This window comes from Actinocorallia aurantiaca (assembly GCF_039533685.1).
In the GTDB taxonomy this organism is placed as follows: Bacteria; Actinomycetota; Actinomycetes; order Streptosporangiales; family Streptosporangiaceae; genus Actinocorallia; species Actinocorallia aurantiaca.
This window is the reverse complement of record NZ_BAAATZ010000007.1, coordinates 353,541-370,639: the sequence shown is the minus strand read 5'-3', so window position 1 is coordinate 370,639 and position 17,099 is coordinate 353,541. Positions and strand designations below refer to the sequence as shown.

Sequence of the window (17,099 nt, the reverse complement as noted above, 5' to 3'; positions counted from 1 at the left end):
GAGCCGCTGACCTGCGCGCCCGGAGGGCGATCCGGGTGTTCGGGCGGCGCCGGAAGCGCCTCGCTCCGCAAATCCGAGGGCCGTGCGCCGAATTCGGCATTTCAAATGATTCGTCGGTGGTGCTCGATAAGTTCGCGATCATCATCGCGGGGGCGGATCGGATTCCCGCGTTCTTCGGTATCCCCGGAAGCCGTGCGAAGGCCTTCGGGATGCGGCCCCTGGGAGGAGTTCCGGAGGGCCGGAAGGTCGAGAGGGAGCGGACGCGTGAGTGACGTGGAGAGACTGCTGGAGGCGGGTGCCGTGCTGCCGCCCGGCACCGGGGACGCGGGGGAGAACGCCGTGCCGCTGACCGCCCGCGCGTACCGGCACCCCGGCCTGGACGGACGCGTGGTGGTGCGCCTCTCACCCGCCGAGCCGAGCGCGGTCGAGGACCTGGCCGCCGGCTTCCTCGGCCTGGAACCAGAGGGCGTTCCGGAGGTCGTCGGCGTCGGGCGGCGCGTCTTGCTGGGATTCCCCGAGTGGGTCCTGGCGCACCATCCCGAGGACGGCCATCACGCGCTGGCCGTCGTACCGGAGCTGGAGCGCGTCGTCCGGCGGGCGAAGAGCAGGCCGAAGGCCGCGTTGACGGCCTTCCATGAGCTGGCCGCCCGGCTGGCGTCTTCGGTCCCGCACCTGCTGCCGACCTTCTACGAGCGGGCCGCGCGCGAGTTCCTCGCGGCGGGGAACCTCGCCTACGCCGCGCAGCTGTTCACCCGCGCCCGCGAAGTCGAAACCGAGTACGGCCTGCCGATCGACGAGGAGCGGCACGACGAGGTGTTCCTGGAGTTCGCGCTCGCCGGAGTCCTCCGGGCCAAGACGCTCTCCTCCTACGCGAGCGAGCTGTCCGGCCGGGTGCCCGCGGACGAGGCGCTGCGCCGCTTCAGCACGATGTGCGTCCGCCGAACCGCGGGCGGGATGGCGCCGTCCGTGAAGATGGCGACCGACCTGCAGCGGCTGGCCAAGGCCGCGGGCGAGGACGTGCGGGCCGTCGAGCAGCGGTATCTCGCCGAGGTACTCGCGCTTCCCGCGACAGTCCGCGCCGTCACGGGCTGGTGGAAGGCTCACAAGGCGGCCCTGGTCGCCCTGGCGAAGGCGCGCCCGGAGGTCCGCGGCACGCTGCTCGACCTGACACCGCAGAACCACGACGGCGCGCTGCCCGCCCTGTGGCTGGAGATCCTCGAGGAGTCCGGTGCGACGGCCGCGCTCTGCGATCCCGAGAACGCGCCGGAGGAAGCACGCCCGGAGGACGGGACCCTGGGCTGGTCGAAGCGGTTCCAGGACTTCTGGGCGCGGGGGCGGCGGAGTGCCCCCGCGCCCGCCCTGTACCCGCTGGTCGAGCGCATGGCGGGCCGGTTGAAGACCGAACTCGCCGCCCTCGGTGAGGGCTTCCCGGCCCCCGTGCAGACGAATCTCCTGGACCTGCTGCTCGCCCTGGGCGTGCCGGTGGCCGACCCGCCGCACGACCACTCCCTGGACCTGGAGGTCTGGGCCGGGGGCGAGCCGCGGCGGGACCTGCTGGCGCTCGCCGCCGATCCCAGATTCCGCGTCTCCTTCCACCACCGCCTCGGCCATCTGAACGGAACCCAGGACTCGGTGGTCACCTTCCAGCAGCTGATCGCCTCGCCCGGAGGCGGTCCGATGCTCGCCGAATGGATGGAGAAGACCGCCCGAGAGGCGATCACACCGGGCCTCCCCGCGCTGCCCGGATCGCTGCAGCCGCTGGAACGGCTGCCCGGATCCGTCTTCGCGCTGGCCCGCGGCGCGGTCCGCCGGACCGCCGCGACCGACCTCGCCCAGATCCTCGCGCGCGCCCTGCGCGCCGGGATCTTCGCCGAGCTGGGCTGGCCCGCCTGGGACGAGGCACTGGCCGCGCTGGGCGGCGGTGACCACTACTCGTTGTCCGTCTCCGACGCCATGCCGTACCTGATCGTCGCGAATGCCGCCCAGGTCAGGGTGATCGGCGCAGAGGGCACCGTCCTCGTCCACGACCTGCGCCTACCGGCCGGGAACTGGTATGGAGATCTGGGCTTCCACTACGTGGACGGAGAACTGCTCGTCTACTGGCGGTCGGTACGGCCGGAAGGCCAGGTCGTCGGCTACTGGCACGACTCCGCCGACCGCGTGCTCCCGATGACGGGCCACATGAACTGGTCCGTCCGCCTGTCCCGGTTCCTGGGCCACTCGGCGGACCACAGCCTGGCGCTTCCCGAAGGCGGACGCACCACCGGCGCCGGGGTGCTGCACCGCGGGGACACCGGCCTGCCCCCTTCCCGGAAGCTCATCGGCGACGGGAGGTCGTACTGGGTACGGGCCGCCGGGGAAGGCGACGAGGGCGAGCACTGGTACGAGTACGACCCGAGGAGCGGAGAGCTCGGACGGCGCGGCGGCCCCGCCTTCATCACCGAGGGCGTCCGCGGCGTCCCCAAGGGCGGCTTCTTCGCGGGCGGAGTGCTGATGCCGGCCCCCACCGAGGGCCCCAATCCGATCGGAGTCCCCGTGGACGGGCTGGTCGGCTGGAGGGTCGTGAGCCTGCCCGACGGCTCTTCACGCGGCGAGGACCTCGCCGGGAACACCATCACCACCCCGCGGGGCGTCTTCCCGTCCTGGATCCTGTTCATGCCGGGTGGTGACAGGCCCGGCGCGCTCTCCCTCGACTCCCATGAGGTCGGCGTGATCGACCCTGACGGCGTCGTCACCGCCCAGATGAGAATGGACCGGAAGGGCGGGCCGTTCGCCGCGGGCACCTCGATCATGCCTCCGGTGCCGTACTGGTACGGCATGCGTCCCCGCGACCCGCGCGGCTCCGAGGCGCTGCGCCGCATCGACCGGGAGACCGCCGCCGCCCTGATCGAGGCGGCGTCGGCCGACGGCCTGACCGACGAGACCCTCGCCGAGGCCGTCCGTGCGCTGATCCCCGGCCTCACCCACGAGTCCGTGGTCGCGGGGGTCGGCGGTTTCGCGAAGTTCGCCGCCCGGCGGCAGAAGACCCTGGACATGATCGCGCGCAGGCTGGAGAACGCGCTCTCCCCGAAGCCGGAGGCGGAGAGGTTCCCGGGCCCGTCCGACCACGCGATCCGCCGCGCGATCAGCGGCGTCGGCCAGAGCGGGCGCTCCCCCGGGGAGACGAACCCGCTCTTCACCGTGTTCGGGCTCATGCGCCGCGCCATGGCCGGGCGGCTTCCCGCCCCGAGCTCCGGGTTCCATCCGGCGGGGACCGAGCTGCGCTACACCGCCCTGTCGGTGGAGGGCCTGCTCTCCATGCGGGCGGCTCTGGCCTATCACGCGGTGTCGGTGTTCGCCTTCCCCGAGGACAGGGAGGTGCTGGGCGCGCTGCTGAAGACGTTCACCGAGCTGGGCATGGCCGGAGAAGAGGAGGTGCGGGCCCGGTGGCGGAGACTCGACCTGCGTCTGGACGTGAAGGCGATCCAATCCGAGGAGTGGAAGCGGGGCAACCGGCGGGCACTGCTCCCGCTGGAGGGCGGCGCGTTCCTGGCCGTCCTCGACTACTACCACCTGACCACGGGCGTCGTGCTTCCCGCGATCTTCTACGACCCGGCGGGCCGGTTCGAGGTCCCCTCCCGCTACGAGGTCGTCTCGTCCGTGCCGCTCACCGCGCCGGAGGACTCCTTCTCCCCGGACCGGCTGCTCGCCGAGGCCGCCGCACGAGGTCCCGCGCCGTGGTTCCCCGAGGCGGCCGAGGAGTTCGCCCGCCTCACCGGCGTCACCGGGACCATGGCCAAGCTGGTCGTCGCCGGCCTGCCGGGGATCGGCAGCGAGCAGCGGAACTTCCTGCCCGCCGAGGCGCGGGCCGCCCTGAAGGTGAAGGTCGCCGAGGCGGCCGTCGCCGGGGACGAGCTGCGCGCGATGGACGACGCGTTCAAGGACGCCCTCGTCGGCGCGCTCGTGCCTTCGCGGCCGTCCCGGCTGTGGACGGACGGCCCCGACGTGGCCGAGGCGGCCCGCGTGTGGAACCGGGAAGTCGGTGAGCGGGTGGCGGTGCCCGAGTCGCTCGCGGTCGAGGCGGCCAAGGCGGTGCGGACCGGCTGGAACTCCGCGGCCTCCCTGCCCGCACTGCTCGATCCGGCGTCCGAACCCCTGCTGTGCCGCGACCTGAGGTGGGTCGTGCGAGGAAACCGGGTCCGGCCCGAGGAGGAGGGAGCCGTCGGTTTCACCGGGGTCACGCTCGTCGGCGCCGTCGCGATGGCGGCCTGGCTCGCCCACCGGCTCCCCGCCGGGGACCCGCTGCGCGGTCGCCTCCCCGCGGCGCTCACGGCCGTCCGTGACCGGCTCGCCAACCCCGACCTGATGCTCGGCCTCGACCGGTGCGTCGACCTTTCGGAATTCCGCAGGGCGACGGGCACCGCCACCGAGGTGGGGGAGGGTTTCGAGCGGTACGGTGCGGTCGTCATGGCCACGGTCCACGGCCATCCCTGCCCCGGTATCCGGCCGGCGCTGCTGGACGAGAACGGCGGCGACCCGCACCTGCCCGCGCTGCGCGACGACTCCGGCGATCTCCTGCCCGTCGAGCTGTCCTTGCGTCTGGTGCGGGATGAGCGGTTCGTCTCGCTGCTCGCCGACCCGGGCGATCCGGCGGCGGGGGAGCGGGGCGCGGACGGCACGTGGTGGCCGCAGGACCCGACGCGGTCGGTGCCGGGACTCGTCGCCGAGGCGGCGGAGCGGTACGGGCTGAGCCCGGACGCGGCGGCCGTGTACCTGATGCTGCTGGCGATGCCCGATCCCACCGATCGCGACACGGCCCGTTGGACGGGCTGGAGGCCGGCCAGGATCAAGGCGGCCCGTGCCGAGCTGGCGGCCACCGACCTCGTGCTCGAGGCCGCCCGCCCGCGTGCGAGCCGTTCCCTGTTCCTCCCGTGCGGTTGGAACACGCTGCGCGCTCCCCATCCTCCGCAGGAGGAGTGGAAGCTCCCGCTCTACGACCTGCTCGAAGGAAACGGTCACGAGGCGGTCCTCGGCGTCCTCGTCCCGGCGGAGCCCGTCGCGGACCTGTACCGCAGGGCATGGCGCCGGATCACCGAAGGCGACGTGCCGCGCTTCGCGGACCTGGAGATCCGCCGCCGGCGCTGACCCGGGGACAACGGCATTTCTCGGCGTTCGTCGGGAGCCGCCGCGCATCCGTTCGATCGCCGTCCGGCTCCGCCTCGGACGGCGATCGAACAGTCTTTCCGGCTTTTTCTTCCGATCCCGACGCTGGTCCGAGGGCTGATTTCGGTTTTTTCGGCTGATTTGTCAGTGAGTCCCGCTAGGTTCGTGATCATTCGCCGCAGTGAGGACGAGACGGTCTCCTGCGTTCCCCGGTGTCCCCGGAACCGCGCCGCCTTCGGGCAGGCGCTCCGGGGTCTCGTGTATCTGGAGGTGAAGCCCCGTGGGCTGGTTGGCTGCAGGTGAGGGCTATGAGATCGCCCTGGTGGACGGCAAGGTGGCGGCACGGTCCACCCGTGGAGCCGGAAAGCAGCTGAAGACGCTGCCGAAGGCGCTGCGGGACCACTCCGAGGTGGAGCGGCTGCGGCGGTTCGCCGAATGGCTCGACCAGCACGCCGCCGCGTGCGTCGCGCAGGTCGACGCCTGGATGGTCTCGTCGCTGCCGGTGCCCACCGGGCTGCTCGGCCGGGTGTGGCCCGACGAGGCCTGGCAGGTCGCGCTGCGCGACCTCGTCGTCGTCGGCGACGACCCTGATGAGGCGGGCTTCCTGCGGGACGTGTCCGAGTCCGGGGAGCTGCGGGTGGTGAACCTGGACGGTGAGACGGTGCGGATGTCCGCCGAGACCGTGAGGCTGCCGCACCCCGTCCTCCTTCCCGACCTGGACGACCTGCGCGAGTTCGCCGCCGAACTCGGGGTGACCCAGAAGGTCGAGCAGATCTACCGCGCCACCTGGACCAAGCCGGCCGAGGAGGAACTGGCCCCGAAGGCCACCTCCGTGAACGAGTTCTCCGGCGCGAGGTTCGCCTCGCGGTTCGCGCTGACGGCCCGTGCCGAGTCCCACGGCTACCGCGTGTCCGGCGCCTACGCCATCTGCGGGGTGCGCGACGGCGGCATGAGGGCCGAGGCCTCCCTGTGGATCGGCGAGCCGTACTGGGACGGCGACGGCGAGACCGGCTCCCTGAGCTGGAACGACAAGGACGGCAAGGCTCTGACGCTGCGGGAGGTCAGCCCCGTGGCCTGGTCGGAGGGCATGCGGATGGGCGCGGCGCTGTACGCCGGCCGGATCGTGGAGAGGACCGAAGGCAAATGAGCGACGCTTCCGAACTGCTGGCGGCCGGCGCCGTCCTTCCGCTCGGCACCCGGGACGCGGGGGAGTCGGCGGTCCTGCTCACCGCCCGCACCTACCGGCACCCGGCCCTGGACGACCGCGTGGTGGTGCGGCTGACGGCCGCCGATCTCGGGCTGGGCGAGGACCAGGCCTCCGGTTTCCTCGGTCTGGAGCGGGTCGGCGAACCCGCGGAGATCGGCTTCGGCCGGCGCACCATGCTGGGCTTCCCCGAATGGGTCCTGGTCCACCACCCCGAGGACGGCCACCACGCCCTGGCCGTCATACCCGAGATGAAGAAGATCGACCAGCGCGCGAAGAGCAAGCCGAAGGCCGCGCTGGACGCCTTCCACGCGCTCGCCGGACGGCTCGCCTCGTCGGTGCCGCACCTCCTGCCGACCTACTACGAGCGGGCCGCCCGCACCTTCCTCGGCATCGAGAACGTCGTCTACGCGACGCAGATGTTCACCCACGCCCGCAAGGCCGAGGCCGAGCACGGGCTGCCGATCGACGACGAGCGGCACGACGCCGTCTTCCTGGAGTTCGCCCTCGCCGGGGCACTGCCGGTGAAGGCCCTCTCCGGATACGCCAAGGAGCTGGCCGCCCGGGTCTCCGCGGAGGAGGCACTGCGCCGTTTCACGCGGCTGTGCGTGCGGCGTACCGCGAGCGGGCTGCCGCCGTCGGCCCAGATGGCCACGGAGCTGCGCCGTATGGCCAAGGCCGCGGGTGAGAGCGCGGAAGCCGTCGAGCACGCCTACCTCACCGAACTGCTCGCCCTCCCGGCGACCACACGCGCCGCCGCGGGCTGGTGGAAGTCGCACCGTCCTGCCCTGATCGCCCTGGCCGGACAGCGGCCGGAGGTGCGCGGAACGCTGCTGAACATGATGCCGACCTCCGACGACCGCGGCTTCCCGGCCCTGTGGCTGGAGATCCTCGAGGAGTCCGGAGCCTCCGGGGAGCTCTGCGCGCCCGACGAGGCGCCCGAGGAGGCGCGGCCGGGGGACGGCAGCGCGGGCTGGCTGCAGCGCTTCCTGCGCTTCAGCAGGGCGGGATGGCACCGGGACCTCCCACCCGCGCTGTTCCCGCTGGTGGAGCGCATGGCGGACCGGTTGCGGACCGAGCTCACCGCGAAAGGCGAGGGTTTCGAGATTCCCGGGCACGTCGACCTGCTGGACCTGCTGCTCGCCCTGGACGTCCCGGTGGCCGACCCCGGCGATTCCCACCGGCTGAACCTGGAGGTGTGGGCCAAGAGCGAGGGTCGGCGCGACCTGCGAGCCGTGGAGGCCGACGGGCGGTTCCGCCGGGCCTTCCATTGGGGCGCCGACTCCCTCTCCGACAGCGACGACGGCCGGCACGCGCTGCGGGCCCTGATCGAGTCGCCGGGCGGGCGGCCCCTGCTGGTGGACTGGGTCGGCGCGGTCGCCCGCCGGTCGACGGACACGGGGCTGCCGGGCCTGCCCGACGCGATGCGCAGGCTCGGCTGGTTGCCCGGCGAGGTGCTGGTGCTGAACGAGGAGGCCGTCCGCGCGGCGGTCACCCTGAGCCTGGCGCCGGTTCTGACCAGGACCCTGCGGGCCGGTCTCTTCGACGAGCTGCACTGGCCCGCCTGGGACGAGGCCGTCGCCGAGCTCGTCCCGGCCGAGAAGGCCACCGAGATACTCGTCGCCGACGCCTGGCCGTACCTCATCGTCGCCGGTCCCACCCAGGCCCGGGTGATCGGCCCCGAGGGCGCGGTGCTCGTCCACGACCTGCGAATCCCCGCCGGAGACAACCGTAATTCCGTCGGCTTCCGCTACGTGGACGGAGAGCTGCTCGTCCATTGGCATTCCTCGCAGTATGGCGGGAAGACCGTCGGCTACTGGCACACCGAAGCCGGTCAGCCGCGGCCCATGGAGGGCCACCTGCCCGCGGCGAAGAGCATGTACTGGTACACGAACGACATGAATGTCGCCCTGCCGTTGCCCGGCGGCGGCCGCACCACCGGCGCCGGGGTGGTGCACCGCGGAGACACCGTGCTGCCCCAACATCGTTCGGTCGTCACCGACGGGACGTCGTACTGGGTGTGGAAAAGCAATGAGGAAGCCACCGGTACCGGCTGGCACGAGTACGACCCGGTGAGCGGTGAGTGCGGCCGCGAGAGCATGCCGGGCTTCTTCGCCGACGGCGTCCGGGAGGCGCAGGGCTCCGACTTCGTCTCCGGCTGGATGCTGCCCGCTCCCGCGGAGGGCGCCACCCCCGTGGGCCACGCCGTGGACGGCCTGCTCGGCTGGCGGGTCGTGAAGCTGTCCGACGGCTCCCTGCGCTCGGAGGACCTTGCCGGGAACGGCGTCACGACACGGCGGGGCGTCGCCCCGTCCAGCGGCCTGCTGATGCCCGGCGACGACCGGATCCGGGCCGTGCTGGCCCGCTCCTACCAGGCCGAGCTGATCGACCAGGACGGCGTCGTCACCGCCTTCGTGAAGACGGACGCCGTCCCGGGGGCGTTCGCGGAGGGCACCAGGCTCCTGCCCCCCGCCCGGTACTGGCACTGGCTGAGGCCGCGCGACCTCCGCGGTTCGGAGGCGCTGCGCCGTATCGACGACGAGACCGTCCTGTCCCTGATCAAGGCGGCCGTGACCGCGGGCGACGACGACCCGGCCGAGGCGATCGGGGCCCTGCTGCCGGAGATCACGCACGAGGGGCTGATCGCCGGCGTGGCGGGAGTCGCGAAGTACACCGCCGCACAGCAGAAGCTGCTGGACAGTGCCGCGGAACGCCTCGAAGCGGCACTCGATCCGGACGCCGTTTCCGAGAAGGAGCCGGCCGGCCCCGCCGACGAACTGATCAAGAAGGGGCTGGAGAGCCTGGGCTACAACCCGAACGGGGACTCCCGCGACAGGACTCCAGGCGTTTTCGGCAAGTTGCAGGTCATGGCGCGGGCCATGGCGGACGACGCCGCCGACCAGGAGGAGCTGCCCCTCCTCCATCTGGACGGGATCGGGTTCCCGGCGTCCGGCGTGAACCTCCGCGCCCTGCTCGACGGCCACACGCACGCGCTCTACCGGGCGGTGACGCCGTACAACGGTCCCGAGCAGCGGGAGGCGCTGCGGGAGCTGCTGACGGCGTTCGGCGAGCTGGGCCTGGTCACGAACGGGCGGCAGCCCGTCCGCTGGCGCCTGTTCGAGCTGGAACTGGACAAGGGGCTGCTCAGCAACCCCGACGGCTCATGGCGGGACGGCCACTGGACGGGGCTGCTTCCGCTGGGAGGCGGCGCTTTCCTGGCCGTCCTGGAAAGCTCCCGGTCGGACGACGGCGGGAAGTTCACCACGCTGTTCCACGACCCGGCGGGCCTGTTCGAGGTTCCCCGGCCCTACACGGCGCGTTCGTCCGGCCCGGTCGCCATCGCGGAGTCCGCCGTTCCGCAGGACGTGTTCCTGGCCGAGTTCGCCGAACGCGGTCCCGCGCCGTGGTTCCCCGAGGCCGCCGAGGAGTTCGCCCGGCTCACCGGCGCCACCCCGACCCTGGCCAAACTGGTGGTCGCGGGCCTGCCGTCGATCGACAGGTGGGAGCGCAACTTCCTGGAGCCCGAGGTGCGGGCGCTGCTCGACGTCAAGGTCGCCGACGCCGCCTTCGCCAAGGACCGGCTCCGCAGGCTGAAGACCCGGTTCCGGCGGGATCTGCTCGGCGCGCTGCTGCCCGAAGAGCCTGCCCGCCTGTGGACCGACGGCCCCGACGTGGCGGCGGCCGCCGAGGTGTGGAACGCCGAGTTCGGCAGGCGCGTCGCGGTGCCGGAGGCGCTGCTGTCGGAGGCCGTCAAGGCGGTGCGCACCGGATGGGACGCCGCCGAGGCGCTGCCCGCCCTGCTCGACCCGGCCTCCGAGACGCGGCTGAGCCGGGACGCCAAGTGGGTGGTGCGCGGGGACAAGGCGGTCCCCGAGCAGTCGGACGTCCGCGGCTTCGATGTGACGACGCTTCTCACCGCCGTCGCGCTGTCCGCCTGGCTCGCCCACCGCCTGCCCGCGGGGGATCCGCTGCGCGGCCGCCTCCCCGCCGCGCTCGCGGCCGTGCGCGCCCGGCTCGCCAACCCCGACCTGATGCTCGTCGCCCACCGGTATGTGGACCTTGCCAAGTTCCGCAAGATGGCGGGGGCTCCCACCGAGACGGGGGAGGGCTACGAGCAGTACGGCGCGGTCGTCATGGCCACCCATGACAACCTGCCCTACCCCGCGATCCGGACGGCCCTGCTGGGCGAGGACGGCTCCGACCCCTACCTGGCCGTGCTCCGCGCCGACGTCCCCGAACTCGCGGCCCTGGAACTCCCCTGGGGAACCGCCCTGGCCGCCCGTTTCGCGGAGCTCCTGGCGGACCCGGGAGATCCGGTCGCGGGGGAGCGGAACGCCGACGGCACATGGTGGCCGCAGGACCCGTCCCGTTCCGTGCCGGACCTCGTCTCCGAGGTATCGGAGCGGTACGGCCTGAGCCCGGACGCGGCGGCCGTGTACCTGATGCTGTTGGCGATGCCGGACCCGACCGACAAGAACACCGCGAGGTGGACGGGCTGGAAGCCGGCCCGCATCAAGGCGGCCCGGGCCGAACTGGCCGCCACGGACCTCGTCGTCGAGGCCCGCCGCTCGCGTGCGGGCCGCTCCCTGTTCCTGCCGGGCGGCTGGAGCGACCTGAAGACGCCCTGCCTGCCGCTGGAGGAGTGGAAGCTCCCGCTCTACGACCTGGCGTCCGGGCAGGCACGTCCCCCGCTGGGCGTCGTCGCCCCCTTGGAGCCCGTCACGGACCTGTACCGCAGGGCCTGGCAGCGCATCACCGAGGCCGACGTCCCCCGCTTCGCGGCCCTGGAGGTCCGCCGGGGCCGGCGCCGCTGACCCGCGAAAGCGGTGATGGCTCTCCTCCGCGGCGCCCACCGATCACCGGTGGGCGCCGCGGAGGAGAGCCTGTGGGATACGTGCCCCTCCCGCAGAGGCAAGGGAGATTGATTTCGAGCTTTCGCCTGATTCATCGGAGGCTCCCGTTAGTTTCATGATCATCTTTGCGGTGAGGGCCGATCGGGCCCTCCCGCGTTTTCGGTGCCTTCCCTCCCGCGACGCTTCTGAGCACGTGGTGTGCGGGCCGGGCCGTGGAGAAGAGAGGGGGAGCACGCGTGAGCGACGCTTCCGAACTACTGGCGGCGGGCGCAGTGCTCCCGCTCGGCACTGAAGGCGCAGGGGAACAGGCGGTCCCGCTGGCCGCCCGGACGTACCGGCACCCGGCCCTGGACGACCGGGCGGTGGTGCGCCTGGCGCCCGTCGAGCTGGGTGCGGGAGAGGACCAGGCCGCCGGTTTCCTGGGCTTGGAGCGCCTCGGTGAGCCCGAGGTGGTCGGCCTCGGACAGCGCGCCGCGCTGGGCTTCCCCGAATGGGTCCTGGTGCACCGCCCCGAGGACGGCCACCACGCCCTGGCCATCGTGCCCGAGCTGGAGCGCATCGCCGAACGGGTGAAGGTCAAGCCGAAGGCCGCGCTGGACGCCTTCAACGAGCTGGCCGGACGTCTGGCGTCCTCGGTCCCGCACCTGCTGCCGACCTTCTACGAGCGGGCCGCCCGCACCTTCCTCGAAGCCGGGAACGCCGTCTACGCCGCGCAGATGTTCAACCGCGCCCGCGACGCCGAGGCCGAGCACGCTCTGCCGGTCGACGAGGAGCGGCTCGACGCCGTATTCCTGGAGTTCACGCTCGCCGGGGCGTTGCCGGTGAAGGCCATCTCCGGATACGCGAAGGGGCTGGCCGTCCGGGTGCCCGCCGAGGAGGCGCTGCGCCGTTTCACGCGGTTGTGCGTGCGGCGTACCGCGAACGGGCTGCCGCCGTCGGCGCAGACGGCCGCGGAGCTGCGGCGCCTGGCCAAGGCGGCGGGCGAGGACGTGCAATCCGTCGAACACGCCTATCTCACCGAGCTGTTCGCCCTTCCGGCGACGAAACGGGCGGCCATGGGCTGGTGGAAGGCACACCGTTCGGCCCTGGCCTCCCTGGCCGGGCGGCGGCCGGAGGTGCTCGGGATTCTGCTGAACATGATGCCGGTGCCCGAAGACCAGGGCATACCGGACCTGTGGCTGGAGATCCTGGAGGCGGCCGGAGCCTTCACCGTGCTCTGCGATCCCGACGGCGCGCCCGAGGAGGCACGGCCGGAGGACGGCAGCGTGGGCTGGTTGAACCGCTTCCTGGATCTCTGGAGCACGAAATGGTACAGGCCCCGTCCGCTCGCGCTGCTTCCGCTGGTCGAGCGCATGGGGGACCGGTTGAGGGCCGAGCTCACCGCGAGCGGCGAGAGCTTCAAGACCCCTCACCTGCTGGACCTGCTGGATCTGATGCTCGCCCTGGACATCCCGGTGGACGATCCCGGTGAGTTCACCCGGCGGGATCTGGACGACTGGGCCCGGACGGAGGGCCGCCGCGACCTGCTGGCCCTGGCGGCCGATCCGCGTTTTCGTGAGGACTTCCACCGGCACGCCGACCACCTGCGCGAGGACGAGGTGGGCAGGCAAGCCCTGCGCACCCTGCTCGACACACCGGGTGGGCGTCCGCTGCTCGCCGACTGGGTGGCCGAGGTCGCCCGCCGGACGACCGCCACGGGACTGCCGGCCATGCCCGGCGTGCTGAAGCGGCTCGGCTGGCTGCCGAGCGAGGTGCTGGCGCTGGCCGGGGACGCGGCGCGGGCGATGGCCGCCGCGGGCTTGACGCCGTCCCTCCGGCGGACCCTGCGGGCCGGGCTCTTCGACGAACTGGGCTGGCCGGCCTGGGAGGAGGCGGTCGCCGCTCTCTCCCCGCCCGAGAAGGCCGACAAGGTGCTCGTCGCCGACGCCTGGCCGCACCTGATCGTCGCCGACCGGACCCAGGCCAGGGTGATCGGCGCCGAGGGCGCCGTGCTCACCCACGATCTGCGCATCCCCGACCGCGATCTCCGCAGCCATCCGGGCTTCCACTACGTGGACGGTGAACTGCTCGTTCACTGGGAGTCCTGGCAGGCCGGCGGCGCCTTCATCGGTTACTGGCACGCCGATCCCGACCGGCACCAGCCCATGGAAGGCGATTGCTCCCCGGCGAGGGACATGTCCTGGACCAGCGGGATCGACAAGGTCGGCCTGCCGATGCGGGGCGGCGGCCGTGCCATCGGTGCCGGGGTGCTGCGCCGGGGGGACACGGTGCTGCCCGAAAGGCGGCAGATCATCACCGATGGGACGTCTTACTGGGTGTGGGCGGTAAAAGAAGGAAGAGGGCTGTGCTGGCAGGAGTACGACCCGGTGAGCGGAGAACCCGGCCGTGAGGGCATGCCGGGCTTCTTCGCCGACGCCGCCCGCGATCTGCCCGATGGCCGCTTCTCCACCGGCTGGCTGCTGCCCGCCCCCGGCACCGCGGCCACTCCGGTCGGCACCCCCGTGGACGGGCTGCTCGGCTGGCGGGTCGTGCAGCTGCCCGACCGTTCCTACCGATGTGAGGACCTCGCCGGGAACACCGTCACGGCGCCGAAGGGCGGCCCGCCGTTCAGTGCGTTGTTCCTGCCCGGTGACGACCGCCCTCGGGCGGTGGTGAGCAGGGGTCGGCTCGAACTGATCGATCCGGACGGGGTCGTCACGTCCTCTGCGGCGGTGAGCAGGGCCCCAGGAGCGTTCGCGGAGGGGACCGTTCTCCTGCCTCCGTTGCGGTACTGGCACTGTCTGAGTCCTCGCGACCCCCGCGGCTCGGCGGCGCTGCGCGGGATCACAACGGAGACCGTCTCGGCCCTGCTCAAGGCGGCCATGGACGACGAGGACCTGTCCCAGGCCGTGCGCAGGCTGCTGCCGGACCTCACCCACGAGGCGCTGATCGCCGGAGTGGCCGGGGTCGTACGGTACGCCGCGACCCAGCAGAGGTCACTCGACGCGACGGCGGAACGGCTGGAGCAGGCCCTCGCGGAGGAGTCCGCCCGGAAGAAGCCCGATGACCCGTCCGACGAACTGCTCAAGAAGGCGCTCGACGGACTGATCCTCAGGAGGCACTTCGTTGCCGGCGACAGGAGCCCCGCCCTCTTCACCAGACTCCGGGCCATGGCCCGGGCCACGACCGACAAGTCCTCCGACCCGGCCGGACGACCGCTCCTCGACCTGGACGGCACACCGCTGCCCGAGTCGGATCTGCCCTTGGACGACCTGCTCGACGGGTACGCGGCCGTCGCCTACCGGGCGGTGTCGCCGTTCGGCGACCCGAAGGACCGGGAGGTGCTGCGGGCCCTGCTGACGGTGCTCGGTGAGGCGGGTCCGGCCGCGGACGGGGAGCAGCCCGCCCGGTGGCGCCGGGCCGAAGCCGAAGCAGCCGCCCGCGGCCCGGCACCGTGGTTTCCCGGAGCCGCCGAGGAGTTCTCCCGGCTCACCGGAGCCACCCCGACCACGGCCGGACTGCTGCTCGCCGGCCTTCCGGTGATCGACCGCTGGCATCCCGGCTTCCCGCAGCCCGAGTTGCAGGCCGCGCTCGGGGTGAAGGCCGCCACCGCCGAATGGGCCGGAGACCGGCTCTTCAAGCTGGACCCCCGGATCCTGCGAGCGGTGCTCGGCGCGCTGCTGCCCGCCGACCCCGCCAGGCTGTGGACGGACGGCCCCGACGTCGCCGCGGCAGCCGAGGTGTGGAACGCCGAGGTCGGCCGGAAGACGGCGGTCTCCGAGGCGTTCCTCCTCGAGGCGACCAAGGCGGTGCGCACCGGCTGGGACGCCGTCCATGCGCTGAGAGCCCTGCTCGACCCGGCCACCGATCCGGCGTTGAGCCAGGACTTCACGTGGATCATGTTGCGTCGCAGAATCGCTCCCGGTACCGGGCGGGACATCTGTTTCACCACGGACACGCTTTCGGGCGCCGTCGCGATGGCGTCCTGGCTGGCCCACCGGCTCCCGGCCGGAGACCCGCTGCGCGAACGGCTCCCCGCGGGCCTCGCGGCGGTCCGCGACCGGCTCGCCCACCCCGGCCTGATGCTCCCCCTCCGCGAACTCGTCGACCTTGAGAGATTCGGCAGGGCGGCGGGCGCCCCCACAGAGACCGGCGAGGGTTTCGAGCGGTACGGCGCGGTCGTGATGCCCGGCGGCAACGGAGCCGTTCAGCCGGGCATCCGGACGGCACTGCTGGACGAGGCCGGCTCCGACCCCTATCTGGCCGTCCTGCGCAGCCATTCCACCGGGCTCCCGCCCATCGAGCGGGCCTTGCGGACCGCCATGGACGCCCGCTTCGCCGCGCTGCTCGCCGATCCGGGCGACCCCGTCGCGGGGGAGCGGGGCGCGGACGGCACGTGGTGGCCGCAGGATCCGTCCCGTTCGGTGCCGGGTTTCGTCGCCGAGGTGTCGGAGCGGTACGGGCTCGGCGCGGACGCCGCGGCCGTCTACCTGATGCTGCTGGTGATGCCCGACCCCACCGACGGGAACACCGCGCGGTGGGCCGGTTGGAAACCGGCACGGCTCAAGGCGGCCCGTGCCGAACTCGCCGCGACCGACCTGGTGGTCGAGGCCCGCCGTGCCCGTGCCGGACGCTCGCTGTTCCTGCCGGGCGGCTGGACCGACCTCCGAGTCCCCCACCTGCCGCTAGAGGAGTGGAAACTCCCGTTGTACGGCATGGCCGGAGACGCGGAACGGCCCGACGTCATCGTCCCGCTCGAGCCGGTCGCGGACCTGTACCGCAGGGCCTGGCAGCGGATTCTCGACGGGGACGAGCCGCGTTTCACCGACCTCGAGGTCCGTCGGGGCCGGCGCCGCTGACCTGGAGAGCAGCGGTCGTCCCGTCTCGGGGCGGCCGCTGCGCTCGTCCCCGGCCGAGAAGAAGCGTGATTTCGGTATTTCGGCTGATTTGTCGGTGGCTCCCGCTAGATTCGTGATCACTGCCGCGGTGAGAGCGAATCGCAATCCCGCCTTCTTCGGTATCCCCGGGATCACGGCGCTTTCGAGCGCCTGGATTCCGGACGGCGGACGCCCCGGAGGCGGCCCCATGGCCTGGTCGGAGGGGATGCGGATGGTCGCGGCATCGTATGCGGAACGGATCGTGGAAAGGGGAGAGGGCACATGAGTGACGCTTCCGAACTGCTGGCGGCCGGTGCCGTGCTCCCGCCCGGCACCGGAGACGCGGGGGACCTGGCCGTCCCGCTGACCGCCCGGGCCTACCGCCACCCCGCGCTGGAGGACGGCCGCGTGGTGGTGCGGCTGGTGAGCGCGGAACTGGGCGCGGCCGAGGACCAGGTCACGGGATTCCTCGGGCTCGAGCCGCACGGGGAGCCCGAGGCCGTCGGCCTCGGACGGAGGGCCTCGCTGGGCTTCCCGGAATGGGTGCTGGCGCACCGTCCCGAGGACGGCCACCACGCCCTGGCCGTCATGCCCGAACTGGAGCGCATCGCCCGGCGCGCGAAGGCCAGACCGAAGGCCGCGCTGGACGCCTTCCACGCACTCGCCGGACGGCTGGCCGCGGCGGTCCCGCACCTCCTGCCGACCTACTACGAGCGGGCGGCCCGGGAGTTCCTCTCGGCCGACAACCCCGCCTACGCCGCGCAGATGTTCAACCACGCCCGCAAGTCCGAAGCCGAGCACGGGCTGACCGTCGACGAGGACAGGCTCGACGAGGTCTTCCTGGAGTTCGCGCTCGCCGGGGCGCTGCCCGCGAAGGCTCTCTCCGAATACGCCAAGGACCTTCCCTCCCGCGTGCCGCCGGAAGACGCGCTGCGCCGCTTCACCCGGTTGTGCGTCCGGCGCGTCGAATGCGGGCTGCCGCCGTCGGCGCAGACGGCCGCGGAGCTGCGGCGCCTGGCCAAGGCGGCGGGCGAGGACGTGCAA

5 protein-coding genes and 1 pseudogene are annotated in these 17,099 nt (G+C 72.7%); all 6 read left to right on the top strand.

Going from position 1 to position 17,099, the window contains the following annotated elements; all coding sequences use genetic code 11:
- The coding region (locus tag ABD327_RS12090; protein ID WP_344450408.1) for a hypothetical protein at nucleotides 1–272 on the top strand (272 nt) is incomplete at its 5' end.
- Entirely contained in the window at nucleotides 265–5,124 is a 4,860-nt protein-coding gene (locus tag ABD327_RS12085) for a DNA-binding protein (protein WP_344450407.1), read from the top strand. The genes ABD327_RS12090 and ABD327_RS12085, both read left to right, overlap by 8 nt.
- Nucleotides 5,125–5,422: 298 nt before the next feature.
- Nucleotides 5,423–6,289 (top strand): DUF4132 domain-containing protein, encoded by an 867-nt coding sequence (locus ABD327_RS12080; protein WP_344450406.1) that lies wholly within the window; start codon nucleotides 5,423–5,425, stop codon nucleotides 6,287–6,289.
- Nucleotides 6,286–11,160: a DNA-binding protein gene (locus ABD327_RS12075; protein ID WP_344450405.1), complete on the top strand. Its 4,875-nt coding sequence runs from the start codon at nucleotides 6,286–6,288 to the stop codon at nucleotides 11,158–11,160. Before ABD327_RS12080 ends, ABD327_RS12075 begins: the two co-directional genes overlap by 4 nt.
- 275 nt (nucleotides 11,161–11,435) lie before the next feature.
- Entirely contained in the window at nucleotides 11,436–16,037 is a 4,602-nt protein-coding gene (locus ABD327_RS12070) for a DNA-binding protein (RefSeq protein ID WP_344450404.1), read from the top strand.
- Between the two features lie 300 nt (nucleotides 16,038–16,337).
- Nucleotides 16,338–17,099 (top strand): annotated as a pseudogene (locus tag ABD327_RS12065) (DNA-binding protein); the annotation flags it as partial.